We start from the raw sequence: 26315 nt of genomic DNA on the forward strand, positions 1-26315 counted from the left end.
TCGAGCCATGATTCATGCGCGAAATCAGCAGCCGCGGCGGCGCTGGTCGGCATTGCAGGCCGCCATGATCTATACCATGGCGGTCACTCTAGTGCTGCTTGTCATCGTCTGGGCCTTGAAGGAGCGCCACGACCGCGAGCTGGATGCTGCCGAGGGTCGTGTGCTGGCACAGGCAGAGCTTATGGCGGAGTGGGCTTCCGGCACCTTCAACAGCACCGACAACACGCTCAGCGGCCTGGCCAACCTCTTTGCCCTCTCCATCGATGGCAATATCGATCAACGCTTCGCCAGGGCCTTTGAATCCCTGGTCTCTCAGCGCCAGCAGAGCCTGCCTTTCCTGGATGCGCTCGGCATCATCAGTCATACCGGTGAGACACTCTATACGATTGGAAACCCTGGGTTCCCGGGACATGACATGGAGGAGCGTGCCTTCATTCGCAGGTTTCTTCAGGACTACGACCAAAGCCACTCCGATAGCTATTGGAATCCGGAGTCGGGCGATCATCGCATGCTCTACCTGAGGCGCATGTTCGATGCCGACGGGTTTTTCCTCGGTGTCGCGGCGGCACGACTGGATCTCTTCTTCTTGACCCATGCGCTTCAGCGGCTGACGCTTGATCCTGGCGAGAGTATCGCTTTCATCGACGGCAACCTGCGCCTGATCGCCCGGCGGCCGGATCTGGAGAGCCTGCCCATGACACAGGCGCTGGGCATGCAGGTCGATGCTCCGGCAGTAGCTGAACTCATTGCCGGCGAGCGAAGTGGGGCCGTTACCATTCGCTCGCCATTGGCCGGGGACAGCCGGATCTTCGGTATCGGGCGAGTCGAGGGCATGCCGATCGTGGCCGCCGTGGGCTTCAGCGTACGCAGCGTGCTCGCTTCGTGGTATCAGCAAGTGGTGATACTGACCTTCGGCTGGCTACTGACTGCGGCACTCGGCCTGCTGATCTTGCTTCACTACCTGCGCCTTTCTCGCACGGAGGCAGAGCTTCAGTGCAGTGAACAGGCGCTGCGGCAGATCAACCACTCCCTGCAGGCGGAACTGCGCATCGCCGATATGGCGTTCGAGACGCACCTTGGCATGTTCATCACCGATGCCGACGGCATCATTCGCAAGGTCAATGTCACCTTCGAACGCATCACCGGTTACAGTGCCGATGAAGTGCTGGGTGAGAATCCGCGGCTGCTCAACTCCGGTCGCCATGATGCATCTTTCTACCGTGAGATGTGGGGCAGCATTCATGAGAAAGGCAGCTGGCAGGGTGAGGTCTGGAACCGGCGCAAGAACGGCGATACCTACCCGCAATGGGTCACCATCAGTGCGGTAAAGGATGTGCAGGGGGAGGTTACCCACTATGTGGCGACGATCAGCGACCTGACGCACCGCAAGGCGGCCGAGCAGGAGGCGCATCGGCTGGCCTTCTTTGATCCGCTGACGGGGTTGCCCAATCGTCGCATGTTGCTGGACAGGCTGGCAGAGGCGCTCGAAGCGTCACGGCAGAGCGAACAGCAGAGCGTCTTGCTGTTCATCGACCTGGATGGGTTCAAGCATATCAATGACAGCCTGGGCCATCAGCTTGGCGACGAACTCCTGCAGCTCATGGCCAGGCGCATCCAGGCGGTCAGTCGCGATGCCGACCTGGTGGCCCGCCTCGGGGGCGACGAGTTCGTGATCCTGGCGGAGGGCCTGGGCGAGACCATCGACGGAACCTCGCAGGCGGCGGAGCGCCTGGCAACCAAGCTGCTGGGCAAGCTGACACAGCCCTGCTGGTTGGGCGAGCGTCGGCACCTGCTCTCCGGCAGCATCGGCATCACCCTGCTCGGCGATGGTGTCGGGCGAGCGGAGGAGTGCCTGCAGCAGGCGGAGATGGCCATGTACCAGGCGAAGCAGGCGGGCCGCAATACGCTGCGTTTCTTCGATCCCGTGATGCAGGCGGTGGCGGTGCGACGCGCCATGATCGAGTCGGACCTGCGTCAGGCAGCCAGGCGCGATGAGCTGAAACTCTTCTATCAGATCCAGGTGGACGGCAAGTCGCAGGTGACCGGAGTCGAGGCGCTGCTGCGCTGGGAGCACCCGGAGCACGGCATGATTCCGCCGAATGATTTCATCCCGGTGGCTGAAGAGAGCTACCTGATTGTTTCCATCGGCAATTGGGTGCTGGAGACGGCCTGCCGACAGTTGGCGAGGTGGGCCAGTGATCCCCGAACTGCCGAGCTGACCATGGCAATCAATATCAGCCCGCTGCAGTTCCAGCAGCCGGATTTCGTGGCCAGTCTCTCAGCGGTACTCGAGACCACCGGTGCGCGGCCGGAGCGGTTGAAGCTGGAGCTGACCGAGACGCTGTTCATGGAGGAACCCGAGGCGGTGCGCGAGACGATGCGGCGGGTTCAGGCCATGGGGGTGTGCTTCTCGCTGGACGACTTCGGCACCGGCTACTCATCCCTTTCCTATCTCAGCTGCCTGCCGCTAGACCAGCTCAAGATCGATCAATCCTTCGTACGCACCCTGTTCCAGGATGTGTCGAATGAGATGATCTGCGCCACGATCATCAGCCTGGGGCGCAATCTGGGGCTGGAGGTCATCGCCGAGGGCGTGGAAACCCAGGCGCATCGCGACTGGCTGGAGGCCCACGGCTGCCATGCCTACCAGGGCTATCTCTATTCGCGGCCACTGCCCATCCATGCGTTGACAGGGCTGCTCGAGTCATCCACCTGTGCCGCCGGGCGCTGAGCCGGCGGCACAGGCGGGCCGGTCAGTCCTCCACCCGCCCCAGCAGCAGGAACTCGATCAATGCCTTCTGGGCATGCAGGCGATTGCCGGCTTCCTGCCATACCACGCTGCGCGGGTCATCTAGCAGGGTCTCGCTGATCTCTTCACCACGGTGGGCCGGCAGGCAGTGCAGGAACAGCACGTCGTGACCGGCGCGGTCGAGCAGGGCCTCGCTGACCTGGTAGCCGGCGAAGTCCGCTTCACGCTTGGCCTGTTCCTCCTCCTGACCCATGGAGGCCCAGACATCGGTGGTGATCAGGTCGGCATCGACAACGGCCTGCTGGGGGTCGTGCAGAACGCTGACGCGATCGCCGGCGGCATCGAGAATGTCCTGGCGTGGTTCATAACCTTCGGGGCAGCAGATGCGCAGTTGGAAATCGAACTGCCGCGCGGCGTTGATCCAGGAGTGGCACATGTTGTTGCCGTCGCCGACCCATACGGCGGTGCGTCCCTTGACACTGCCGCGCAGCTCGGTCCAGGTCATCACGTCGGCCAGCAATTGGCACGGATGGTAGTCGTCGGTGAGCGCATTGATGACCGGCACCGAACTGGCGGCAGCGAAAGCCTCCAGCCCCTCATGGGAGAAGGTGCGGATCATGACCGCATCGACCATTTCGGCCAGTACCCGTGCGGTATCCTCTATGGGTTCACCCCGGCCAAGCTGGGTATCGCGGGGAGAGAGGAACAGCGCGTGGCCGCCGAACTGCGCCATGGCGGTCTCGAAGGAGACGCGGGTGCGGGTCGAGGATTTCTCGAAAATCATCGCCAGGGTGCGGTTGGTGAAGGGTGAGTAAGTTGGCCCCTGGGCACGCAGGCGGTTCTTGATCGTGATGGCGCGTTGGATCAGGTAGTGGAGCTCTTCCGGGCTCAGGTCCAGCAGGGTCAGGAAATGGCGTGTCGCCATGGGGATCTCTCCGCGCGAAAAAACCCCCATCCTATCCAGCCCGTAGGGGATGCGCAATGCGCCCGTCATCAGTAGAATGAGGTCATGAGCAAAAGCTGAGCGTCGTGGTCGGGTATTTTGCGGCGCCGTCAGTACCATTGATCCAACAGGAGCGCACATGAGCACCACCCTCGAGAACATTCAGCGCCAGATCAGCGAAAACCCCATCCTGATCTACATGAAGGGCACCCCGCAGTTGCCCCAGTGCGGCTTCTCCGCCCAGACCGTACAGGCACTGATGGCCTGCGGAGAGCGTTTTGCCTTCGTCAATATCCTGGATAACCCGGATATTCGCACCGAGCTGCCCAAATATGCCAACTGGCCGACCTTCCCGCAGCTGTGGGTCGAAGGCGAGCTGGTCGGCGGTTGCGACATCGTCGGCGAGATGCACCAGAACGGTGAGCTGGAGACCCTGATCAAGGCCGCGGCGGCACGTGCCAAGGAGTAGGAAGAACAGGGCGGTAACGCCTGATCGGTTAGTGTCTTGGACAGTCGCTTGGGATAGTCGACAAGGACCCGCGAGGCGAACTCGCGGGTCCTTGTCGTTCCGGCCGGGCCTGTGTGGGCGCTTTCTCTGCACGCGCCCTACGTTGACGACCCGGGGATACGTACGCTCACCAGTTCAGTCAGCCGTGTCGTTCTGCCAGTTCACCTGGTTGCGACCTTGCTCCTTGGCCAGATAAAGCCCCCTATCGGCACGCTTGATTGCCGGCTTCAGTGAAGGCTCATCGGCCATCACCAACGTCACGCCCAAGGAGGCGGTGTAGTTGAGCTGCCTCCCTGCGTTGAGTTCGTGGTCAACCTCTACCGATGAGGTCTCAAGTGCCTGGCGGAGTCGCTCGGCTACGTGAATGGCCTGATGCTGGGTGGTGTCAGGGAGCAGGACGGCAAATTCCTCGCCGCCCATCCGGCACAGCACATCGCCCTCACGAAGCTGTTCCTTGGCCGTCCTGGCGAAAGCCTGCAGGACAATGTCCCCTACGTCATGGCCGTATTCGTCATTGATGCGCTTGAAGTGATCCAGATCGATGACGATCAAGCCAAGCGGAGCTCCACTGCGTCGTGCTCGGGCTATCTCCATGGCCGCCTGGTCTTGAAGAAAACGGCGGTTACCCAGCCCTGTCAGCGGGTCTGTCATGGCCTGTTGTGCCAGTGTCTCTTCCATCTGCTTGCGTTCGCTCAGGTCGAAGACCATTGCCCTGGAATGCACGAAGCCGTGGGCAGCGATGTACGCCGTGGCCTGGATGATAACGGGAAGCCGCTCCCCGCTGCGCGTGAGCAGCGCACATTCGGCCGATCCCTCCTGATCCGGACCCAGGACGCCCTGAAAGGCAGTGTCGAAGGCTTCGCGAGTCTCGGGAGTGATGAAATCCCGGTACAGTCGCTTGCCGATTACCTCAGCAGCGCTGTATCCCAGCCAATTGAGTTCGGTGCGATTGATTTTGACCACCCGGCCATCACTATCCAGTGAATGGTAGCCACAGGGCGCGTTCTCATAGAGATCTCTGACATCATGAGCATATTGGTGCGCCTCGTGGGAAAGCCGCTGCGTTCGGTGCCTCAGCCTTTGCTGCCGATGGTAGCTGATTGCCCAGAACACACCGAAGGTGATGGACAGAACGTAAAGCAGAAGGGTGATCAGTAGCGGTGTGACATCTTCCGCGAGAAGCTCGCCGAGGCTGGGCTTTTCAATGATGACACCGAGTTGCCAGGGATCCCGCCCCGGGTGGCTGACTACCATGCCGGCCAGGCTTTGGTAGTGGTAGGTGCGGGTATCGTACGCACTGAATATGACCAGTCGGTTGCTGAGTATTGTTTTGCCACGATGGCGTAACTGGAGGGCTTTCCAGACTTCGGGTGAGTCAGCCGCGAAGCTGCCGCCGAAGGAGAGCGGCCCCTTGGTCTCGGTAAGTAGCCATGTTCCCTCTGCGTCCACCATAAAGGGATGACCCCAAGCATCCATGGCCAGATTCTGTTCAATATCGGCGGCCAGGTACTCCCAATCCAGTGTGAATCGCAGAACACCTTTGCGAGTGCCCTCCGTATCGAAAACCGGCGTCGTGATATCCATCACAGGGATGCCAACCGCATGACCACTCTCATGTGGCAAATGACGGCGAGGTGGGGAAATGTAGAGGTCACGAGGTGCAAGTGTCATCGCCTCCCGGAAGAAGATAGCGGTGACATGGTTTTCTGCCTGGGCTATTGGATCCTGGCCGACGCGCAGCAATTCTCGCCCGTCGAGGTCCATCAAACTGAACTGGGTGTAGCGGACATAATGAGGCAACAACGTATCGAGCAAGGTGTGAAGTTGGGCTGCGGTGATCTGTTCCATCTCCTCCTGAAACGGAGACCGGGCGACTCCCACGCCATTGAGGTAACGCTTGAGCAATGGCATTTCGGCCGTTGCCAAAAGATGGTTGATGCTGGCGTTGACTTCTCTCTTCAATGATCTTTCGCCAGCTTCAATCTTGGCGTTGGCTATGGATATCGTACTATCGAGACGAGCATCAAGGTGTGCCTGGAAGATTGGATACAGGGTGGCCGTTACGAGAATCACTGGCACCGTGACAGCCATGATCAAGCGGGCGGCAAGCAGCTTGAAGGTCACCGGCGAGTCTCCCTGGCGATAGCTCGAAAAGGGAAAAGCGATACATGCTTGTTATAGGGAAAAATACCGTTTCCCTTGATTTTCCGTGACCTGGTCCCGTGTGCCATCAAGCAGGGTCAACGGGTAGAAGGTCAGGCAGGGCTCGGAGGCTTTCCAGCGGCATTGGCTTGGCGAAGTGGAAACCCTGAAGCAGGTCACACCCGCGCCGGATAAGATCTTGCTGCTGATCATGTTCTTCGACACCTTCGGCCACCACCACCAGGCCCATGTGATGGGCCATGGCGATGATGCCTTGAACGATGGCCGCATTGCTGTGGTTGGTGAGCATGTCACGAATAAAGGCACGGTCCAGCTTGATCTTGTGAATAGGCAGGTCGCGCAGGTAGCTGAGACTGGAGAAACCAGTGCCGAAATCGTCGATGGCAACCGTGATGTTCATGCCACGAAGGGTACGGATCATCTCGATGGCCTGTTTGGCGCCTCCCAGAAGAATGCTCTCGGTCATCTCCAACTCCAGCAGTTCGCTCGGGAGGCCGGTCTCGTCCAGAATGCGTCGTAGCTCATCGAGGAAACCGTCACGGCGGAACTGCAGCGACGAGATGTTGACGGCCACTGGAAACACGCGTTCGCCTTTGGCGTGAAGGTCGGCCAGGTTCTGGCAAGCCTGTCGAAGTACCCAGCGGCCCAGCGGTATGATCTGGCCAGTCTGCTCGGCGATAGGGATGAAAATTCCAGGCGACACCAGCCCATGTCTTGGATGGTGCCACCTGACCAACGCTTCGACGCTGCGGATCCGACCACTGACGGCATCAACGATGGGTTGGTAATAAAGCTCGAACTGGTTTTCGCATAGCGCGGTATAAAGGTCATGACGCAGCAGCGCGTGCTCGCTGATGTTTCGTCTTTCATCTCCTTCATACCACTGCCAGGTGTTGCGTCCCTGCTGTTTGGCCGCTTCCACAGCAATATCAGCGTTCTGTAGCAACTCATGGGCCTGATGAACATCCTCATCATTACTGGCAATCCCAATGCTGGTGCTGATATGCAAGGGGCGCCCTTTGATGTCGAACGGGCGCTCCAAAGCTGAAAGTATCTGCTCAGCGGTGGCTTTCGCTTCGTCTCGGCACTTGAAGTCGGGCATCAGGAAGACGAACTCGTCTCCGGTGAGGCGTGCCAGGGCGTCGTTGGCGCCAAGCAATAGACGAAGACGATCGGCCACCGCCATCAGCAGTTGGTTGCCGATGGCGTGGCCAAGGCCGTCGTTGATTGCCTTGAACCCATCAAGGTCGAGATACATCATCACCAGCAAGCTCTGATTGCGCTTGCTCGAGCGGAAGTCCTGCTCGAGTCGAGCCTCCAGCGCCGACCGGTTGGGCAAGTCAGTGAGCAGGTCGTGGGTGGCTTGATAGGCAATTCGGGCTTCCTGGTTTCGGTCTCGGGTGATGTCTACCATGGTGCCGATGAAGTGGGTGCAGCTGCCTGTCTCGTCGAAAACTGGGCTGATAGCCAGCCGATTCCAGAATGGCGTACCGTCCTTGCGATAATTGACCAGCGTGACTTGAACGCTATTGCAGCTCGACAGGGCTTGCCGGATCGCCTCGACATCGCCAGCGCGGGTATCGTTGCCTTGCAGGAAGCGGCAGTTCAAGCCGAGCACTTCGTCCATTGCATATCCCGTCAGGTGGCTAAAGGCCTCATTGGCATAGACGAGGGGCATGTCTGGCTGGGTGGCATCGGCCATGAGAACCCCATTGGGGCTGGCCTCGATGCCCCGCTGAAGCAGACGGAGCTCGGCTTGCTGACGCTTGCGCTGAGTGATGTCATGGCAAATGCCGTAGACGCCCACGATTTCGCCGTCGACCATCACTGGGAAGTTGGTCACTTCGAGGTGGTAAGGGTGTCCTTCCGCATGGGTGCCCACTGTTTCATATTGACGTGAAGTGCCGGCCTTGGCCGCATCGAAGGATTTCTGGGTCAGCTCGCGGTACTCAGCATCCACAAATTCGTTGAAGTGACGGCCAACCAGTGCCTTCTCGGGATAGCCGGTGATCCATTCCAGGGCGATATTGCCCCGCTGGAACCTGCCCTCGAGATCGAACTCGTAAACCCCATGGGGATGGTTCACGAACAACGAGCGGTGCCACTCGGAAAGCGTTCGGTGATGACGGCTGTCTCGATCCTTGACGATTGCCAGGGCGACCAGGGCCGCGGCTTGGCGAAGTCGTCTCTTGCTCATTTCGCTGGGAGCGCTGGACTCCTTGAAATACGTGCCGAATGTGCCCAGCAGTTCGCCCTTCGCGGTGACCACCGGGCTCGACCAGCAGGCACGAAGTCCCTCGGCAGAAGCCGCGCTACGGAAGCGCTCCCAGCGCGAGTCAGTCTGAATGTCCTCCGTGATGACCTGCCAGCGCAGATAGGCAGCCGCCCCGAAAGAGGCTGCCGCTGAGCCGATGGGAACATGCTGGAGCCGCTCGTAATAGTTTTGAGAAAAGCGACGACTGGGAAACAGGCTGAGGGTGCAATGTACCGGGTCGAAGCGCATGAAGGCCACCACGGCACCGGGGAACTGAATGGCGATCCAATGGGCAATCGCCTCAAGGGTCTGCTCCAGCGGGGCCTGCTGGGCAATGAGTTCGTGGACGCCCTGCTGGGCTTCCAGCAGGCTGAGCTCGTCGGTCACTTCAATATCTCCAGCAGTGTTAGTGCTCTCCCTGGGGTGAGGATCCCAGGGGGGCCCATCGGGCCTCAGGGTAAGCAAATTGTGAGGTCAAAAGGTCCTCTAATACTGCATTGGAGAATGAGTAAAGTAGGAATCACTTAACTGTGCCAACATTCCTGTGGCTGAGAAAAAATGCTTTTTCAGTGCTTTGGTCTGGAATGGATTGTTGGCGTTATTGATGAGGGTTTCATTCGATTCAGGTATGAAATGAAAGTGCAACAGTCAATCGCTGGGCTTATTGTCATTGCTGGTTTAATTAACGCTTATTAAGCGTGGTGTTCTTGGATGTTTTTCTAACTTAACTTTGGCTATGGTAGATGCTAGACGATTTCAGAATACTCTTAATCAAAGTGACCTGCATCAAATTAATGTCAAATATATTTATGATGGTATTGAACTGATGGCGTTTTAAGTGTTCGGGTCGGCTTTCGTCGTTGCGGCAGCAGGAAGACAGGGTGGCAACGGCTGACCGGCTGGTTGAGGCTTGGGCTAGTCGCTTTTGGGCAGTCGCTTTGGGCAGTCGCTTTGGATCGTCGACAAGGACCCGCGAGGTGAGTTTGCGGGTCTGTGTCGTTTCTAGAATTCCTCCAGCCCCTGCTCCCGCTGTGCCAGGGCCCAGCCGCCGAGATCCTTGTAGCGATTGACGATGGCGCAGAAAAGCTCGGCGGTACGTTCGGTGTCGTAGCGCGCCGAGTGGGCTTCCTGGTTGTCGAAGGCGATGCCGGCGGCGCGACACGCCCTGGCCAGTACCGTCTGGCCGTAGATGAGGCCTGAGAGGGTCGCGGTATCGAAACTGGAAAAAGGATGGAAAGGGTTGCGCTTGATGCCGCAGCGAGCGACGGCGGCATTGAGAAAACCGTGATCGAAGGCGGCATTGTGGCCCACCAGCACGGCCCGGGTGCAGCCATGGGACTTGATCGACTTTCGCACCGGCCTGAAGATCTCACCCAGGGCGTCGGATTCGCTGAGAGCGACACGCTGGCGCAGCGGGTCGTCGAGCTTGATGCCGGTAAAGTCGAGAGCCGACTGCTCCACGTTGGCGCCCGTGAAAGGCTGCACATGAAACGCGTAGGTGGCATCCGGGATCAGGTTGCCTTCCGGATCCATGGTCAGCGTTACCGCGGCGATCTCGAGTATGGCGTCGCGTTCGGCATTGAAACCACCGGTTTCCAGGTCTACCACCACGGGCAGGAAGCTCCGGAAGCGCTGGGCCATCAGCTCGCGGGCGATCGCTTCACTCATGCGCCTCTCCTTATCGTGAGCATCGTGTTCCTTATTGGTCGGCTCGAAAGAAGTCGGGGCCAGGCCCCGCCGAATCCGCGAAAGTCTAGCAGTTTGCCGCACGCACGTCCCGCCGCCGGTATTCGCCGGGCAACAGCCACGCTATACTTGATGGCTTATGACGCTTACCAGAAAGGAGCCCCGAATGTCCGATGTCAAGAAGGTCGTGCTTGCCTATTCCGGCGGGCTGGACACATCCGTCATCGTCAAGTGGTTGCAGGAAACCTACAGCTGCGAGGTCGTGACCTTTACCGCCGACATCGGTCAGGGCGAGGAAGTCGAGCCGGCACGCACCAAGGCCGAGGCCCTGGGCGTCAAGGAGATCTACATCGAGGACCTGCGCGAGGAGTTCGTTCGCGACTACGTCTACCCGATGTTCCGTGCCAACACCATCTACGAGGGCGAGTACCTGCTGGGTACCTCCATTGCACGTCCGCTGATCGCCCGGCGCCTGATCGAGATCGCCAACGAGACCGGCGCCGACGCCATCTCCCACGGCGCCACCGGCAAGGGCAACGACCAGGTGCGCTTCGAGCTGGGCGCCTACGCGCTCAAGCCCGGCGTCAAGGTCATTGCACCCTGGCGCGAGTGGGACCTGACGTCCCGCGAAAAGCTGATGGCCTACTGTGAGCAGCACGACATCCCGGTCGATTTCTCCAAGAGCAAGAAGAAGTCGCCGTACTCCATGGATGCCAACCTGCTGCACATCTCCTACGAGGGCGGCATCCTCGAAGACCCCTGGGCCGAGGCGGAAGAGGACATGTGGCGCTGGAGTGTGTCGCCTGAAGCGGCGCCGGATTCGCCCACCTACGTCGAACTCACCTATGAGAAGGGCGACATCGTCGCCCTCGACGGCAAGGCGATGAAGCCCCACGAGGTGCTCGAGACCCTCAACAAGCTGGGTGGCGACAATGGCATCGGCCGTCTCGATATCGTCGAGAATCGCTATGTGGGCATGAAGTCCCGTGGCTGCTACGAGACACCGGGCGGCACCATCATGCTCAAGGCTCACCGGGCCATCGAGTCGATCACCCTGGACCGCGAAGAAGCTCACCTCAAGGATGAGCTGATGCCCAAGTACGCCAAGGTGATCTACAACGGCTACTGGTGGAGCCCGGAGCGCCGCATGCTCCAGGCCGCCATCGACGAGACCCAGAAGAACGTCTCCGGCGTGGTGCGCATCAAGCTCTACAAGGGCAGCGCCAGCGTGGTCGGGCGCAAGTCGGAGCAGTCGCTGTTCGACGAATCCATCGCCACCTTCGAGGACGATGCCGGCGCCTACGACCAGAAGGATGCAGAGGGCTTCATCAAGCTCAACGCCCTGCGCCTGCGTATTGCTGCCGGTAAGGGCCGCAAGCAGGACTGATCCCAGGCGAGTCTCCCTCCGTGCAGGAGGGAGACTATGCTTCGCGAGCGCAGGAGAGACCCATGCTGAAGAAACTGTTTTCTGGCCTGTTCGGTTCAGGTGACGATACGCCCAAAAGCGCGCCGGCTGCCGAGGCCGTCGAGTACAAGGGCTACCAGATCATTTCCGAGCCGGCCGACCAGGGTGGTCAGTGCCGCGTCAGCGGCTGGATCCGCAAGCCGGGCGCTGACGGTGAAATGCTCGAGCACCGCTTCGAGCGTTCCGACCTGGTGCCCGGCCGCGAGGCCTGTGACCAGCTGATGGTCAGCAAGGCACAGCGCTATATCGATCAGGTCGGCGACGAGATGTTCAAGCGGGGCTGATACGCTCTTGCCATGAGGCTTGTCTATCGGAGCCCTCATCCATTCCTGATGACGCATAAGACTCAGCAGGCGCCTGGTGGAGGGCGCCGCGTTGGCGGTGATCGTTGGCGTCGGCAACACCGCTGGGAGGCCTGCGGCCTCCAGTCGTGAGCTAAAGCTACTCCTACAGCGGAGTGGCAACATTGGTGGAGAAAGCAGCTGTTGGAGCGCTCGGTTCGGCGTCCCGAGTCCCCATCGCGACTGGCGCCGATAGGCGCCTCGGCGGAGGCTGAAAGATTGGTTGTTGTCGCGAATACCGGCAACACCGCAGGGAGGCCTGCGGCCTCCAGTCGTGAGCTAAAGCTACTTATATGGACCTGTCCCGTTGAGCAAGCCCGAAACGTATGGGCTCTTATCCATTAGGACAAGGGAAAACAGCACGGTGCAGTCGTAAACTGGGGGTAGCCTATTTTGGGAGCCTCCATGCGCCTACTGCACCGTGCCTCGCCTTGGCGTGAACTCTTTGCCGCCGACACTTTGCCCGCCCCCGAGACGCTTTCTACCTTGCTTGCCCCCCTGCGTGATGCGCTGACCGAGCTGGGCTCCGCCCCGGACCTGGCGGTGGCTCATGCCTGGCAAACACGTCTGGTCGAGGCGCTGCAGCGGCTCGATATTCCCGCCTGGCGCATCAGCCAACTGATCAGTGACCATAACGAACTGCTCTACCGCAGGGCCATCCAGCTTTCGCTCAACGAGATGAAGGGACTGGGTTGGGGAGTGCCACCGGTCGCTTATTGTGTGTTGGTCCTCGGTTCCGGTGCCCGCCATGAGAGCCTCCTGGGCCCGGACCAGGACAACGCCATGATCATCGCCGACTACCCTGATACACGGCATACCGAGATCGATGGTTTCTTCCAGTCACTGGGGGAGCGGTTCACGGCACGGCTGGATGAGGCGGGGATCCCGCTATGCACCGGCCATGTCATGGCGCGCTGGCCGATGTGGCGAAAGCGGCTCTCGGAATGGCGCGATCAGTTGACGCTGTGGACCAGCGATCGGCGCATCAAGCGCGTCCAGCAGAGCAATATCCTACTCGATTTCCACCCGGTGCATGGCGACGTTGGCCTCGCCGAATCACTGAGCGACCACGTTCAGCAACTGATGCCTCGCTCGAGCCTGTTCCTCGATGAGATGGCGGCACTGCTGAATGAGATACCCGTGGCCCTGGACCGTTTCGGGCGCCTGGCGGGCAACGGGGAGGGAGCGCCCCACGAGAATGCCATCAACCTGAAGCTGCAGGGCTTGATGCCGCTGGTCAATGCCGTACGGCTGCTGGCGCTTCGCCATGGAGTGAGTGTCATGGACACGCGGCTGCGCCTGCCCGCATTGGTGCTGAAGGACGCACTGACAGCTGCCCAGGCCCGCGGTCTTATCGCCGCACTGGACCGACTTCAGGACATCCTGTTGACAGCGCAACAGGCCAGCGTCAAGGCCGAGTCCACTCCCGATGGGTGGATCGATCTGGCGCGTCTGGAAGATGACCAGCGCCTGTTGCTTCGCCATGACATGCAGGCGATCCGCAGCCTGGTCAGGCTGGCACAGAGCCAGTGAGCAGCAGGGAGAGAAGGGCACCCCTTGCTCTCTCTGCTTTTACTGGCAGGTAGAAGCGACGGCCTCAAGCAGGTCATACGATGGGCAGCCCTGCCGCTTTCCACTCGGGATACCCCTCCTCGAAGCGTCGAACTCGATAGCCGAGTTGACGCAGGCGCTGTACGGCCTCGTGCGACAGGACGCAATAGGGGCCTCGGCAGTAGGCCACGATCTCCCTGTCTTTAGGCAGCTTGCCCAGCATATCTTCCAACTGCTCCAGTGGGATGTTGATTGCCTGGGGCAGATGGCCGGCCTCGTACTCCTCCTCGGGGCGCACATCCAGCAGTGCCACCTTGCCGCTTGCAAGCGCTGCCAGCAGTTCGTCCCGGCTGACCGCCTCCATAGCGCTATCGGCGTCATCCTCCGCGAATAGCCGACCGACGAGACGCTCCATCTCCGCCAGGTTGGTCTCGGCCACCTGCCTGAGCAGGCCCAGCAGGTTGACGATCCGTTCGTCGGTCAGGCGGTAGATCATCTGCTTGCCTGAACGCTGGGCAGTGACGAGCCCCGCCCGACGCAGGTGTTGAAGGTGCTGGGAGGCATTGCCGATGGTCAGGTCGGCGGTGTTGGCCAGGGTTTCGACCGAGGCATCACCCTGGGCCAGGCGTTCCAGTAACGCCAGCCGATGCCCGTTTCCCAAAGCGCGGGCGACCAGGGCCAGCGTATCGAGCAGATCCTGTTGTGAGGTCATGGCGTCTCTCCGGGGGCATAAGCAACACAGCGTACGACTTGACAGGTGATGATATTTCTATCCATCATTCTATCAACTAACTGAATGATAGCAAGGAGGCGCCATGCAGACGCTAATCATTATCAACGATCCTCCCTATGGCACCGAACGGCTCTACAACGGCCTGCGGTTGGCGCATGCACTGCTGAAGCGCGAGGATGAGGTTACGGTCTTCCTGATGGGGGATGCCGTGTCAGGCGCCAAGGCAGGGCAGAAGACCCCGGACGGCTTCTACAACGCCGAGCGCATGATCAAGCGCGTCACCACCAAGGGCAGCGTGCTGTTATGTGGTACCTGCATGGATGCCAGGGGCATTACCGACGAGGAGGTGGTAAAGGGCGCCGAGCGCAGCACCATGGACGCCCTGGCTGAAGCCACCGAGCAGGCTGACAAGGTGCTGGTGTTCTAGTCCCATCCAAATAATCTCATTCCTCACGACCCATGGAGAGCATTGCTATGGCGCCGGTAAGCCGGGAAAAACAGAACGTGGCCATCCTGGTGACCAGCCAGGTGTTGTTCATGGTGGCGTCGATCACCGTGATGACGCTGAGTGGTGTGGTCGGCCAACAGCTGAGCCCCGATCCCGGTCTGGCCACGCTGCCCATCGCCATGATGATGCTGGGCACCGTGGTCTCGACCCTGCCGGCGTCCCTCTACATGAAGCGGGTGGGTCGTCGACATGGCTTCATCACCGGGGCCAGCCTGGGTGGCGTGGCCGGTGGCCTGCTGAGCTTCGGTGCCATTGCGCTGGGGTCCTTCTGGCTGTTTTGCGCCGGCAATCTCCTGTTGGGGCTCTACCAGGGCTTCGCCATGTACTACCGCTTCGCCGCTGCCGACGTGGCAAGTCCCGCCTTTCGCAGCCGGGCGATCTCCTTCGTCATGGCTGGCGGGGTTGCCGCCGCCTTCCTCGGCCCCTGGAACGCCAGCGCAGCCACCGGCCTGATCGCCAGCGTGCCCTCCGGTGGACCTTATCTGGTGATTGCCATCCTTGCGCTGCTGGCCATCGGCCTGCTGACTCAGTTGCGCGTACCGGCCAGCGGCGAGCCCCAGCCCGGCGAGACATCTCGCCCCATGGCGGTCATCGCCACCCAGCCCAAATTCAGGGTAGCGGTACTGGCCGGCGCGGTGGGCTACGCCATCATGGTATTGGTGATGACCGCCACGCCGCTGGCGATGCGCGCCCGAGGTTTCGAGATGAGCCAGGTTGCCTTCATCATGCAGTGGCACGTGCTGGGCATGTTCGCGCCGTCCTTCGTGACCGGCAGCCTGATCGCCCGTTTCGGCGTGCAGCGTATCCTGCTCAGCGGGGCGACGCTGCTCATCGGCACGGTGCTGGTGGCCAACCTGGGTACCAGCCTGGCGCACTTCTGGGTGGCACTGGTGCTGCTGGGGGTTGGCTGGAACTTTCTGTTCGTGGGTGGCAGCGCCATGCTCTCCACGGTTCATAGCGAGGCAGAGCGGGGCAAGGTACAGGGGGTCAACGACCTGATCATCTTCACGTTGGTGGCCATCGGCTCGCTGATGGCCGGGCAACTGCTGCACCACCTGGGTTGGGAAGCTCTCAACCTGGCCATGCTGCCGGCTATACTCCTGGTGGCCCTGGCCACCCTCTGGTTCAGCTTGAAAGCCAAATCACAGCTGGCCAGCCAAGTCTCTGGGCCACCTGAGCCATAAGGAACCCTCCACCGTGCGTGACGTCCTGTTGCATACCGATGGCTGCTGGCACCAGGCTACCATGACCCGGAGAAGTGGTGTCCAGGTCTCGAAAGGAACTTCACGTAATCCAGCTACCCAGTGAAAAACAGGAAACTGCGTTGGCGATTATTGGTAATCCGCTTCCCTCCCTGGAAGCGGCTCGGCTCAGTGGCTCTTTCTTCCAGCCGTCTTAAAAGGTCTCCCAATCCTCTTCCAGCTCGCGTGCGGACTGCTGACGCTTGGGCGCTGGCTTCACCGCCTGCTGCGAGGGGTTAGTGACCGCCGAGGGCAGGGCAAGCGCCGGCCGGTTCACCGCCGGGCCTGGCCGCGCTTCGGTCAATTCGGCTTCTCCGAGAATGAATTCGGACATTAGCTCATCAAGGCGACGGGCATTGTCTCGCATGGTGGCGGCCAGACCGGCGTTCTGATGCACCATGGAGGCATTCTGCTGCGTCATGGTATCCATCTCCGCCACGGCAGTGTTGACCTGCTCGATTCCCGACGTCTGCTCGCGGGCGCCGGCGGTAATTTCGCTGATCACGTCAGAGACCTGAATCACGCTCTGGCGCAGCTCCTGCATGCGTTCTGCCGCACCCTTGACGATCTGGCTGCCTTCCTGGGTGTGTTTGACGGAAGTATCGATCAGTCCGCGAATGTCCTTGGCGGCGTCGGCTGAACGGCTGGCGAGGTTGCGGACTTCCTGGGCGACCACGGCAAAGCCCCTGCCGTGCTCGCCGGCGCGAGCAGCTTCCACCGAGGCATTCAACGCCAGAATGTTGGTCTGGAAGGCGATCGAGTCGATCAGGCCGATGATGTCGCTGATCTTGTTGGCCGAGGCGTCGATGGATGCCATCTTGGCCTGCATCTCGGTCATGGCCTCATTGCCGCGCTCGGCAACCCCGGCGGCATTGGTGGCCAGCCCGTTGGCCTGCTCGGATGCCTGGGCGGTGTGCGAGACGGTGGAGTGAATCTCCTCCATCGATGCCGAGGTTTCCTGCAGGTTGGCGGCGGCCTGCTCGGTGCGCGAGGAGAGTTCCTGGGTGCCGTCGGCCATGTCGCTGGCACCGGCGAGGACGGTACGGGCGTTCCCGCGGACTTCCTGCAGGGTTCGCTGCATGCGCTCGACGAAACCGTTGAACTGTACGGCGAGTTCGCCCACTTCATCCTGGCTGTGGGCCGTCAGCCGGCGGGTCAGGTCGCCCTTGCCCTGGGCGATATCGGCCATGGCCTGGGCGGTCTGCTTGATCGGCGCCAGTGCCTTGCGCGCCGAGAAACCGACGATGACAAGCAGCACCAGCAGGATCACTGCACCCACGATCAGTAGGGAGAACAGCAGGTTCGTCGAGACAGCGGTAAAGACATTGCTGGGAATGGCCGCCGCCAGCGCCCAGCCACCGGTGCCTGGAATCGGGTTCCAGACCATGGTCACGTTGCCACCGAAAGGCGACACCACCTGCCCGATGCCGGCTTCACCGGAGAGCATGCGCTGGCCCAGGGCATTGGCACCCTGGAAACCGGCCTGGTCGGCTTCGGTGACGTTGAGGTTCATGCGCAGGTCGGGGTCGGGATGGGCCACGACCATGCCGCTGCTGTCGACCATGTAGCCGTAGCTACCTTCGCCCACGTCGATGGCGGAGGTGATCTCCGACACGGCTTCCATGGACAGGGTGATGCCCAGCAGCCCGACGCGGTTTCCCGCCTCGTCGAAGATCGTCTCGGCGATTATCGCAGTGGGCAGGCCGCTCACCAGGGAGAGCACCGGGTCGGCCAGCAGCCGGTCCGTGGTGCCATCGGTGACCAGCTCCTGGAAATAGCCGCGACCGGAGATGTCCGCCCTGGCGCCGCTATGGGTCACGGTATCGCCGCTGGCGTCAGCGAAGTAGAACGATTCAATGGTGGCATCGCCCGGATGACGGCTGGCCAGCCACTCGAGGTGCTCTTCCACGGGCACCGATGCGGCGAGTCGTTCGTCCTTGGCAAGCCCGGTCAGCAGGGTCCGGTAACCCTCGATCCAGCGGCCGACTTCATTGGCCCGGGCTTCGACCTGTCGGGCACTGGTGTCTTCCAGCATTGGCGGGATGGCATTGTTCAACTGGGTATTGACGATCAGGCCCAGCGCGATGAATGCCAGCAGTAGCGGCAGGCCGATCGCGCCCAGCAGCTTCTGCGTGAGTGATAGACGTGTGAGTCGACTCATTGTTGGGGGCTCTCTATAGGACAGTGCTTTTATGCTGGTCTGCATGTGCATGGCAAAGCAGCGAAACGAAATAAACGGTCTGGCCATCGCATCGCGTCAAGGCCACGAAATGCGTATGACCTTGCTGTCCGATTTCTTTTTGTTTTTTGGGATAAGCGGGCTGACCGAGGGCCTGGGCTGGCTGTTACGTCATTCCCTGGCACAAAGAGGTATCGGCGGAAGAGAGGGTTTCTTTAGCACATGCAGCAAAATCAGACTTGTCGCATGAAGTGGGCGGGATTGTGAGTCACTCAGGTGCCTGGGGTAGCTCCATGACCAGACAGGCGCCCTGGAGCTGGGGGGCATCCTCTACCCAGAGCCTGCCGCCCAAGTGGACGACAATGCCCCGGCTGATCGGCAGTCCCAGGCCGCTGCCCCTGGGGCGTCCCTTGGCCTTGCCGGCGCTGCTGCTCAGGCGTTTTATCTGGTGGAACTTCTCGAAGACTCGCTCGCGCTCCTCTTCGGCGATACCGGGACCATTGTCCTCCACGCTGAGCCGATAGTGTTGCTCGTGTCGAGTCAGCAGGAGACGCACCTGTGGATCGTCGTCGTCGGCAAACTTGCCGGCGTTGTCGAGCAGGTTGATGATGACCTGCTCCAGGCGGTCCGGGTCGCCGATGACCGGAGCCTCGTCCACCTCGATGTCAACTTGAAGCGTCACCCCGCGATCCTCCTGCAGGCGGTGGACGGCGTCGACGCTATGCCGGGTCAGCGACACCAGGTCCAGTTGCTGCGGCGTCAGGGTCAGCCTGCCGCTCTCCAGCCGTGCCAGGTCGAGTATCTCCTCGATCAGGCGGGAGAGCCGTTGGCTTTCGAGCACCACCACTTCGAGGAAGTGGGTGCGCTTGTCTTCCGGCAGGTCCTTGCCGTCGCGCAGGATTTCGGCAAAGGCGCGAATCGAGGTGAGCGGCGTCCGGAGTTCGTGACTGACCATGGCGACGAATTCGTCCTTCAATCGGTCGAGTTCGCGCAGTCGCTCGTTGGCGGCACGCAGCTCCTCGCCGATCTTGGCGAGTTCGTTGGACTTCTGTTCCAGTCGGCGGTTGTACTCGAGCGTCTGGGAGGTGGTGTCGAGAATGCTGAGGATCGACTCCAGGTCCAGGGCCTCGCCACGCACCACGGAATTGATCAGCACCCTTGCCGAGGCGCTGCCCAGTGCACCCGACAGGGCCTGTTCGGCGCGGGCGATCATCGCCGGGGGGGCCGGATCGGAGTTGTCCCGGCTGCTCTTCTGGTCGGCGAGTATCCGGGCGGTGGCGTTGGCCCCCAGGTAGCGGCTGAGCAGGCTCTGGAGCTCGCCGCGGGTTGTCTGGCCACGCCACAGGGAGGTGTGCTGCAGCCCCGGGTTCATGGCATTGGTGAACAGCGCCGCCTGGGTCTGCTCCAGCGGACTCTGTCGGGTAAACAGGGAAACGCCGACCAGAATCCCGACGTTGGCCAGCATGCTCCACAGCAGCGAGTGGCTGTAGATGTCCCAACCCTCGAGGCCGAACAGCGCATAGGGGCGCAGCCAGCCCAGCCCCCAGAGGCCTTGTTCGACAAAGCCGGGGTTCAGCCACCCTGACTGGGCAAAGCCCGGCAGCAGCAGGGTGTAGACCCAGATGAGAAAGCCGGCGATCAAGCCCAGGCTGGCGCCCAGCCGGGTTGCCCCCCGCCAGTACATGCCGATCAACAGGGCGGGGGCGAACTGGGCGGCGGCAGCGAAGGAGACCAGCCCAATGGTGACCAGGCTATAGGAGTCGCCGATCAGCGCATGATAGAGGTAGCCCAGCAGCAGGATCAGCACGATGGCTACCCGGCGAATGCCCAGCAGCCAGCCGGCCAGCTCGCCCTGGGAGCTGAGCTGCAGGCGCTTGGAGCGCAGCAGCAGCGGCATCACCAGCTGGTTACTGACCATGGTGGAGAGGGCGATGGTTTCGACAATGACCATGCCGGTTGCCGCCGAGAGTCCGCCGATGAAGACCAGCAGCGGTATGCCCTCCAGCCCTGCGGAGAGGGGCAGTGTCAGCACGAAGCTGTCCGGGTCGCTGTTGCCGACGGGCAGCAGCATGCCGGCCATGGCGATGGGAATCACGAACAGATTAATGGCGACCAGGTAGAGAGGGAAGAGCCAGCTGGCGCGGCGGAGGTGGCGTTCGTCCACGTTCTCCACCACCAGCACCTGGAACTGCCGGGGCAGGGTGAGAAACGCCAGGAACGCCAGCACCAGGGTGCCGACCCAGCCGGTGGCACCGCCCGGCACCGCATCCAGACCCAGGGCGCCAACCAGTCGCGGGCTATCGGCCACTTGGCTGAACAGGTCCATCGGGCCGTTGAACATCACGAACACCACGAATACGCCGACGGTCAGGAAGGCGACCAGCTTGACCAGCGACTCGAAGGCAATCGCCGCCACCATGCCTTCGTGACGCTCGCTGGCATCGAGGTGGCGTGTGCCGAAGAGGATGATGAACACCGCCAGGACCAGGGCGACCCAGAAGGACTTGTCGACCCAGAAGCTCTCGTCCGCCAGCTGGAATTCGGCGGCTTCCGGATAGTTGACCAGTACGGCATGGCTCAGGGTGATGGCCTTGAGCTGCAGGGCGATATAGGGGGTGATGCCGATCAGGGCGATCAGGGCCACCAGGGCGCCGAGGCTCGAACTCTTGCCGTAGCGGGCACTGATGAAGTCGGCAATGGAAGTGATGCGCTGGGTGCTGGCGATGCGCACCATCTTGCGAATCATGAAGGGGGCCATGAGCATGGCCAGGGTCGGCCCCAGGTAGATCAACAGGAAGCTGGGACCGGACTCTGCGGCACGCCCTACGCTGCCGTAGAAGGTCCAGGCGGTGCAGTAGACCGCAATCGAGAGGGCGTAGACGGTGGGCGACCCGATCACCGAGCGGCCCTTTTCGGCACGCCGGTCGCCCCAGGCAGCAATGACGAACAGCAGCGCCAGGTAGCCGAAGGCCACCGTCAGCACTACCGGATCCGTTCTCATCGCGTCAGCTATCCTCCTGCCGGTGTTCCATCAGCCAGGCTGCCAGTCCAATCACGATCAGCCAGATGACGAAGAGATAGAGAGGCAGCCAGGACAGGCCCTGCGCGGCGGGACGGTCGAAGATCAGTACCAGAGGGGGGGAGAAAAAAAGCACGGCTAGGCATATCAAGGCGATGAGCCGGGCATGAGTTCGGGCTTCACGCCTTGATTCGTTCATGTGCAGGCATCCTCCTTGTCGAAGGCGCTGGCCTGAAGGGCAAGCGCCTGCTCCAGGGTCTCGATGCCTCTCGCCTCGAGCCGCGGCAGCAGCGCCAGCCACAGCTCAGCCGTGACCCGGGCATCGCCCAGTGCGGTATGTCGCGTTCCGGGGGGAAACCTGAGGCTGTAACGGTCGGCAAGGGTGTCCAGGTCATGGCCGTCAAGACTCTCGTCCAGCGCACGCGATATGAGCAGGGTGTCCAGCACCGGCATATCCAGGGTGACACTGGCCCCCGGGGGCTGCAAGGCAAGCAGGTCGAAGGCGGCGTTGTGCGCCAGTACCACCGCGTCGCCGATATAGTTGCGAAAACGTGGCAGCAGGACGGGTAGAGGAGGCGCGCCGCTGACGTCACTATCGGTGAGGCCGTGGATGGCCGTGCTGGCCGGGGGAATCGGCTTGCCGGGGTCGACCCGAACGTCGAAGACGTCGCTGGCCAGCAGCCGGGCATTGACGATGCGGCAGGCGCCGATGCTGATGACCGTATCGCCGCGGCGCAGTTCCAGGCCCGTGGTTTCGGTATCGAAGGCCACGATCTCCAGGGCACGCAGGGGCCGGCGGGCGAGTTCGGCATCGGGCGGTGGCAGGTCGGCAATGCCGAAGTCGTGGAATTCCGGGCGGGGAGCCGCCAGCGTGCGGGGGGCGCCGACTCTTTCCACGGCGGGCAGCGGCAAGCGCAGCCTGGCGTACTTGCCGTCACTGTCGGCCAGGCTCCAGGCATCGCTGGCGTGCTGGCGCAGCAGGTCGCCGACACGGGGCGACAGCGGCAGGGCGGCCAGACGCTGATCGCTCCAGGTGGTCAGCTCGCGCTGGGAAAGCGGCTTTCCGGGCCAGATGAGGTCGAGATAGACACGCCGATTGCCGAGCAGCATCTCCCCTTCGAAGGAGGTGGTGCCGGCATGCTCCCGTAGTCGCTCCAGCAGCGACTCCAGAAGCACCAGCAGCGCGGGAGCGTCGCCCTTGAACCAGGCAGGCATGCCGATGGGTAGCACTTCCAGCGGGTCGTCACCGAGCCGCTCATTTAGCGATTGCCAGAGGTCGTTGGACCACAGCGGCACCAGACGCTCACCCTGTTGCTGCATGTCCTCGATCAACTTGCCGAGACTTTCGATGCCTTGTCCCAGGGCGAGGCTCTCCTCGTCGATCACCGACTCGAGACGGTTGCGAAGCGTGTCGTCCAGGCGGCCGGCATGGCGTGCGCTGCTCAGCGCCTCTGCGGCGCTGCTCAGACTGGCACCGTGGCGACGCAGTGGCGGAAGCATGTCGGCAAGTCCCGCCCGGGCCCCCATTTCGCTAGTCCATGCGGCAGTGGCATCGGTCAGGGTGAGCAGCGTTTCACCGTTACTGTTGGGCACCCGGCGCATGACCACGTGCAGCCAGCGCTCATCACAGGGAATCAGCAGTTCTCGTGGGGCACCGTCCTCCGGCAGCTGGGCCAAAGTATCCTGCAGGCTTGAGACTGGCAGCAGGGCGTCGAGCCGCTTGCCGAGTCCAAGGCCTGGGTTATCATCGAAGAGCGTCTCGGCCGCCTGATTGAACAGTAACAGGCGCCGGTGATGATCGCTGAGCAGCAGGGGGGTGTCGAGGACCTGCAGCAGCGTCTCGAGCTCCTGGCGGATACGCGCGGCGCTCCGGGCGCCCTCGGCGTGGGCGGTGGCCAGGCGCTGGCGGTCGGCTCGCCAGGCTTCGCGGACCCGCATCAGATCGGGACCCAGCCCGCGCAGCCAGCCCTCGGGGGGGTAGTCCTCGCGGGCGTCGGGGTTGGCGACGAGGCGAGCGAGCTGAACCTGCAGGTGGCGCAATGGGGTGAAGAGCATTCTTTCGAGCAGCAACCCCACCAGAAAGATGGTGCCGCCACCGGAGAAGCAGCCCAGCCAGAGTACCAGCCGGGCCAGTCCTTGAGGCTGAAACAGGCTATCCAGCCAGGCGGCGAAGATGGCTCCACCAAAGAGGCTGATTCCGCTGAGCAGCAGCCATAGCCCGATCAGGCGCTGGCGCCTGGGGAGCTTGCCACGCATCATCAGGCATCCTCGGCCAGCAGGGTCTTCACCTTCTCGACCAGCGCCTGGGTAGAGAAGGGTTTGGTCACGTAATCATCGGCCCCCAGGGCCAATCCCTTCTCTTTCTCTACCTCGCGACCATGGGCCGTGAGCATGATGATTGGCAGCCTGGCATGTTGTGGATCGTTGCGCAGCTGTTCCAGGACGTCGAAACCACTGATGCCAGGCAGGCTGATATCGAGCAGGATGAGATCCGGTGGCGAATCGGTAACGCTTTTGAGAGCGCTTTCACCATCCTCGGCGGTAACCACGTCGAAGCCGGCCTGCTGCATCAGGAACTCGATCGACAGAACGATGTTGGGCTCATCGTCTACCACCAGAACCTTGGCCATCGGTCACTCCTCATATAGGGTCTTTTATAGATTATTACCCATCAGTCTAGTGGGCATGGGGGTGCCGGCAAAGACGACCTTGGGCCAAACAGACTCTGTCATCCTTCGTTGCTTCCTAAAGAGAGAGCTGCCCAATGGTATACGGACCATCCATCGGGCTAGCGAATCGTTACGGCGCCCCTGTGCGGATTCGGTCCATGATGACTGATGCAATATCCTTGCGAGCCTGCGGATCGTGTTCGACGAGCTCCAACAGGGCATCGCGCTGGATAGCGAGGGTCTCTACGGGGCCATCCGGCGTAACCTGTACCGTTGCCGTTCGTGCTCTTGATTCGATAATGCCGATTTCACCAAAGTGGTCGCCTGCTTCAAGCGTCGCCACTTGCTGTGTCCCATTTGCATCCTCGATCAGGACTGCAACCTTCCCGGTGAGAAGAATGTAAAACCAGTCGGCCTCATCCCCCTGGCGAATGATGGTGTCGTCGGCCTCGAAGCGTTTCAGCGAGCCGGTCCCGGCCAGCGTTCTCAGCTGCTCTGAGGTGAGCGCAGGCAGGGCTTTGTGCATACGGGTGGTCAGGTAGCGCTGGCGCAGCGCAGCCGCGATTTCACCGGGCACCAGGTCATCCTTTAGCACGATGGCCAGGAAGTCTTCCCGCGTCATCTCCAGCACCAGTGTGCGGGTAGTCGACAGACAGTTGGCGGTTCTGCGACCCTCTCCGAGCAGGCCGATTTCGCCAAAGTAGCTGCCTGGCTCCAGGGTGGCCAGATGTTCATCCGACCCCGACGTCACCTCGACGGTGCCTTCAATCAGAACATGGAATGTCTCGGCCCGCTCTCCCTTGCGCAGGATGTAATCACCCGGCTCATGGCGGCGGGCGGTCACATGGTCCAGCCGCTCGCGCATGGCGGGCTTCGCCAGGCGGCCACTCTCGAAAAGCTCATCGAGTGCGTTGACGGCGAGTTGCGTGTGATCCGTCTTTCCCGCGGCATGCTTGCTGCGCTCTTCATTAAAACGGATACGGAACTTGCGATCCGGTGCTGGCAGCGGAGCGAGGACGGTGCGCAGCGGATCATTGGCCGGTACGCGCTCGAAGGTGCGTCGGTGAATGATCCGGCTGATCGAAACCAGGGTACACGTCTCCACCAGCCCCCCTGCGGGGCAGACGCGTTTGCCATATCCGTAAGGCGCGTATGCCCGGCGCTGTTTGTGTTCATTGCGTGGTGCGCGGCACCGGTCTGGATCGAATCGGTGTGGTTCCGGATAAAAGTCGGCACTAAAGTGGTTAGGGACCCCGCTATAGACGCAGAATTGCCCCTTGGGAACCGTGTGGCCGTTGAACTCGAAGGGTTCATCGACCATGAATGGCATGCCAAGCGACACCGGGTGTAGCCGCATCGACTCCTTGAGCGCCGCATTCAGCGTGCTCATGCCGCGCAGATCGAGGCTGTCGGGCAGCCCGTTGGCATAGGCGCCGTCGACTTCTTCGCGTACGCGTTCGTAGTGTTCGGGGTTCGATAGCAGGTCGTGCAGAAGGAAGGCGACGGTGCGGTTCATATACACCACGGTGCCGATAATGCCGTACTGCAACGTTGCCACCAGATCCTTGCGCGGCAACGGGTTTCCGTCATCGTCTGTGGCGCTGACGAGGGCATCCAGGATCGTGTACGGCATGCCATGGTCTGCCGGGCGATTTTCATAACGCGTGAGTACTTCATCCGCCATCTTCATGACGTCCCGGCGCAGCTTCTTGTAGGCCGGCAGATGGACGCTGAACTCCGGCACCTTCTTGACGCCTATGTTCATTACCCACACCGCGTAGCGGTTGGCGGTATCGAAGTAGGCGTCCAGGCTCTCACCACACAGTAACCGGCTGTATTGATCGAAGCTTACGCGTGTGCATAGATCCATCACCGACACGGTGCTGCCCGGCGGATGCCGATCCAGGCCCTCATCCACGCAGCCGACGAGATCGGGAATAAACTCTGCGGCCAGCTGGCGGGAAAACGCGAGACGTGCCTGATTGCGTAGATTCTGATACGCCCCAACGGGCTGCGTCAGCAGCACGACCCCCCCGATCTGTTTGTCCACCGGACCGAAAAACGCCTCTCGGCTCATGCCCTGTTCGCGGAATTCCAGCAGATGGTTCAGCGATTCCGGCCCCGCCATGATGGTGTAATTGCGAAACAGGTAGTTGACCTGAAACACCGGGCCGAGCTTCTCGTAGGCCTCACTGAAAAACCGATTGGCGTCTTTGGTCAGCAACTCGATGGTGTTGCCGAGCAGGGGTAAGCCAGGCAGGCTGGGTGGGGGCGTGGACTCGGTGGGCTTCGAATCAGTCATCAAG

18 protein-coding genes are annotated in these 26315 nt (G+C 61.6%); 7 read left to right on the forward strand and 11 right to left on the reverse strand.

Annotation, left to right across the window (positions count from 1 at the left end; all coding sequences use genetic code 11):
• Positions 1 to 7: 7 nt before the first annotated feature.
• Complete coding sequence (locus KZO25_RS15685; protein WP_223137684.1) at positions 8 to 2731, forward strand: EAL domain-containing protein; 2724 nt, start codon at positions 8 to 10, stop codon at positions 2729 to 2731.
• A 22-nt stretch (positions 2732 to 2753) separates the two neighbouring features.
• Here the strand turns inward: KZO25_RS15685 and argF are convergent, their stop codons facing one another.
• Entirely contained in the window at positions 2754 to 3674 is a 921-nt protein-coding gene (gene argF / locus KZO25_RS15690) for an ornithine carbamoyltransferase (protein WP_223137685.1), read from the reverse strand.
• A 157-nt stretch (positions 3675 to 3831) separates the two neighbouring features.
• Here argF and grxD point away from each other — a divergent pair, with 157 nt between their 5' ends.
• Positions 3832 to 4161 carry a Grx4 family monothiol glutaredoxin gene (gene grxD, locus KZO25_RS15695; RefSeq protein ID WP_223137686.1) on the forward strand — a complete coding sequence of 110 codons (330 nt, stop codon included), beginning with the start codon at positions 3832 to 3834 and terminating at the stop codon, positions 4159 to 4161.
• A gap of 174 nt (positions 4162 to 4335) precedes the next feature.
• On the opposite strand, the gene KZO25_RS15700 is transcribed toward grxD, so the two are convergent.
• The 3 genes from KZO25_RS15700 to rnt all read right to left on the reverse strand — a co-directional run bounded on the left by KZO25_RS15700 (position 4336) and on the right by rnt (position 10285).
• Entirely contained in the window at positions 4336 to 6324 is a 1989-nt protein-coding gene (locus tag KZO25_RS15700; protein WP_316935714.1) for a diguanylate cyclase, read from the reverse strand.
• A gap of 106 nt (positions 6325 to 6430) precedes the next feature.
• Positions 6431 to 9004, reverse strand: coding sequence for an EAL domain-containing protein (locus KZO25_RS15705; protein ID WP_316935715.1), 2574 nt, complete (start codon positions 9002 to 9004; stop codon positions 6431 to 6433).
• 615 nt (positions 9005 to 9619) lie between these two features.
• Positions 9620 to 10285, reverse strand: a complete 666-nt coding sequence (gene rnt / locus KZO25_RS15710) for a ribonuclease T (protein ID WP_066450400.1) — start codon at positions 10283 to 10285, stop codon at positions 9620 to 9622.
• A 184-nt stretch (positions 10286 to 10469) separates the two neighbouring features.
• Here rnt and KZO25_RS15715 point away from each other — a divergent pair, with 184 nt between their 5' ends.
• The 3 genes from KZO25_RS15715 to KZO25_RS15725 all read left to right on the forward strand — a co-directional run bounded on the left by KZO25_RS15715 (position 10470) and on the right by KZO25_RS15725 (position 13642).
• Positions 10470 to 11690: an argininosuccinate synthase gene (locus KZO25_RS15715; protein ID WP_223137687.1), complete on the forward strand. Its 1221-nt coding sequence runs from the start codon at positions 10470 to 10472 to the stop codon at positions 11688 to 11690.
• A 62-nt stretch (positions 11691 to 11752) separates the two neighbouring features.
• Positions 11753 to 12052 (forward strand): HlyU family transcriptional regulator, encoded by a 300-nt coding sequence (locus KZO25_RS15720; RefSeq protein WP_223137688.1) that lies wholly within the window; start codon positions 11753 to 11755, stop codon positions 12050 to 12052.
• 462 nt (positions 12053 to 12514) lie between these two features.
• Entirely contained in the window at positions 12515 to 13642 is a 1128-nt protein-coding gene (locus KZO25_RS15725; protein ID WP_223137689.1) for a DUF294 nucleotidyltransferase-like domain-containing protein, read from the forward strand.
• A 73-nt stretch (positions 13643 to 13715) separates the two neighbouring features.
• Here the strand turns inward: KZO25_RS15725 and KZO25_RS15730 are convergent, their stop codons facing one another.
• On the reverse strand, positions 13716 to 14372 hold the full coding sequence (locus KZO25_RS15730; RefSeq protein WP_223137690.1) for an ArsR/SmtB family transcription factor: 657 nt from the start codon (positions 14370 to 14372) through the stop codon (positions 13716 to 13718).
• A 103-nt stretch (positions 14373 to 14475) separates the two neighbouring features.
• Between KZO25_RS15730 and KZO25_RS15735 the strand changes: the two genes are divergently transcribed.
• The gene (locus KZO25_RS15735) at positions 14476 to 14820 is read left to right on the forward strand and encodes a DsrE/DsrF/TusD sulfur relay family protein (RefSeq protein WP_223137691.1); all 345 of its coding nucleotides are present in this window, start codon (positions 14476 to 14478) and stop codon (positions 14818 to 14820) included.
• Between the two features lie 47 nt (positions 14821 to 14867).
• Positions 14868 to 16085, forward strand: a complete 1218-nt coding sequence (locus tag KZO25_RS15740; RefSeq protein ID WP_223137692.1) for an MFS transporter — start codon at positions 14868 to 14870, stop codon at positions 16083 to 16085.
• 211 nt (positions 16086 to 16296) lie between these two features.
• Here the strand turns inward: KZO25_RS15740 and KZO25_RS15745 are convergent, their stop codons facing one another.
• From KZO25_RS15745 to KZO25_RS15770, 6 genes are all read right to left on the reverse strand, one after another.
• On the reverse strand, positions 16297 to 18303 hold the full coding sequence (locus KZO25_RS15745; RefSeq protein ID WP_223137693.1) for a methyl-accepting chemotaxis protein: 2007 nt from the start codon (positions 18301 to 18303) through the stop codon (positions 16297 to 16299).
• Between the two features lie 286 nt (positions 18304 to 18589).
• Positions 18590 to 21322, reverse strand: a complete 2733-nt coding sequence (locus tag KZO25_RS15750; protein WP_066447063.1) for a sensor histidine kinase — start codon at positions 21320 to 21322, stop codon at positions 18590 to 18592.
• A gap of 4 nt (positions 21323 to 21326) precedes the next feature.
• Positions 21327 to 21539 (reverse strand): hypothetical protein, encoded by a 213-nt coding sequence (locus KZO25_RS15755; RefSeq protein WP_066447061.1) that lies wholly within the window; start codon positions 21537 to 21539, stop codon positions 21327 to 21329.
• Positions 21536 to 23599 carry an exonuclease domain-containing protein gene (locus KZO25_RS15760; RefSeq protein WP_223137694.1) on the reverse strand — a complete coding sequence of 688 codons (2064 nt, stop codon included), beginning with the start codon at positions 23597 to 23599 and terminating at the stop codon, positions 21536 to 21538. The genes KZO25_RS15755 and KZO25_RS15760 overlap by 4 nt, the downstream gene beginning before the upstream one ends.
• Positions 23599 to 23970: a response regulator transcription factor gene (locus KZO25_RS15765; RefSeq protein ID WP_066451774.1), complete on the reverse strand. Its 372-nt coding sequence runs from the start codon at positions 23968 to 23970 to the stop codon at positions 23599 to 23601. The genes KZO25_RS15760 and KZO25_RS15765 overlap by 1 nt, the downstream gene beginning before the upstream one ends.
• Positions 23971 to 24139: 169 nt before the next feature.
• Positions 24140 to 26311 carry a cytochrome P450 gene (locus tag KZO25_RS15770; protein ID WP_066451772.1) on the reverse strand — a complete coding sequence of 724 codons (2172 nt, stop codon included), beginning with the start codon at positions 26309 to 26311 and terminating at the stop codon, positions 24140 to 24142.
• Positions 26312 to 26315 lie beyond the last annotated feature (4 nt).

This window comes from Halomonas sp. ANAO-440, from assembly GCF_019915905.1.
Taxonomy (GTDB): domain Bacteria; phylum Pseudomonadota; class Gammaproteobacteria; order Pseudomonadales; family Halomonadaceae; genus Halomonas; species Halomonas chromatireducens.

Excerpts from the sequence above, each read along its gene's own strand:
- KZO25_RS15715 (WP_223137687.1), top strand. The coding sequence starts at position 10,470 with ATGTCCGATGTCAAGAAGGTCGTGCTTGCCTATTCCGGCGGGCTGGAC.
- grxD (WP_223137686.1), top strand. The coding sequence starts at position 3,832 with ATGAGCACCACCCTCGAGAACATTCAGCGCCAGATCAGCGAAAACCCC.
- argF (WP_223137685.1), bottom strand. The coding sequence starts at position 3,674 with ATGGCGACACGCCATTTCCTGACCCTGCTGGACCTGAGCCCGGAAGAG.
- rnt (WP_066450400.1), bottom strand. The coding sequence starts at position 10,285 with ATGAGTGAAGCGATCGCCCGCGAGCTGATGGCCCAGCGCTTCCGGAGC.
- KZO25_RS15765 (WP_066451774.1), bottom strand. The coding sequence starts at position 23,970 with ATGGCCAAGGTTCTGGTGGTAGACGATGAGCCCAACATCGTTCTGTCG.
- KZO25_RS15735 (WP_223137691.1), top strand. The coding sequence starts at position 14,476 with ATGCAGACGCTAATCATTATCAACGATCCTCCCTATGGCACCGAACGG.
- KZO25_RS15770 (WP_066451772.1), bottom strand. The coding sequence starts at position 26,311 with ATGACTGATTCGAAGCCCACCGAGTCCACGCCCCCACCCAGCCTGCCT.
- KZO25_RS15720 (WP_223137688.1), top strand. The coding sequence starts at position 11,753 with ATGCTGAAGAAACTGTTTTCTGGCCTGTTCGGTTCAGGTGACGATACG.
- KZO25_RS15740 (WP_223137692.1), top strand. The coding sequence starts at position 14,868 with ATGGCGCCGGTAAGCCGGGAAAAACAGAACGTGGCCATCCTGGTGACC.
- KZO25_RS15760 (WP_223137694.1), bottom strand. The coding sequence starts at position 23,599 with ATGATGCGTGGCAAGCTCCCCAGGCGCCAGCGCCTGATCGGGCTATGG.
- KZO25_RS15685 (WP_223137684.1), top strand. The coding sequence starts at position 8 with ATGATTCATGCGCGAAATCAGCAGCCGCGGCGGCGCTGGTCGGCATTG.
- KZO25_RS15750 (WP_066447063.1), bottom strand. The coding sequence starts at position 21,322 with ATGAGAACGGATCCGGTAGTGCTGACGGTGGCCTTCGGCTACCTGGCG.
- KZO25_RS15730 (WP_223137690.1), bottom strand. The coding sequence starts at position 14,372 with ATGACCTCACAACAGGATCTGCTCGATACGCTGGCCCTGGTCGCCCGC.
- KZO25_RS15755 (WP_066447061.1), bottom strand. The coding sequence starts at position 21,539 with ATGAACGAATCAAGGCGTGAAGCCCGAACTCATGCCCGGCTCATCGCC.
- KZO25_RS15745 (WP_223137693.1), bottom strand. The coding sequence starts at position 18,303 with ATGAGTCGACTCACACGTCTATCACTCACGCAGAAGCTGCTGGGCGCG.
- KZO25_RS15725 (WP_223137689.1), top strand. The coding sequence starts at position 12,515 with ATGCGCCTACTGCACCGTGCCTCGCCTTGGCGTGAACTCTTTGCCGCC.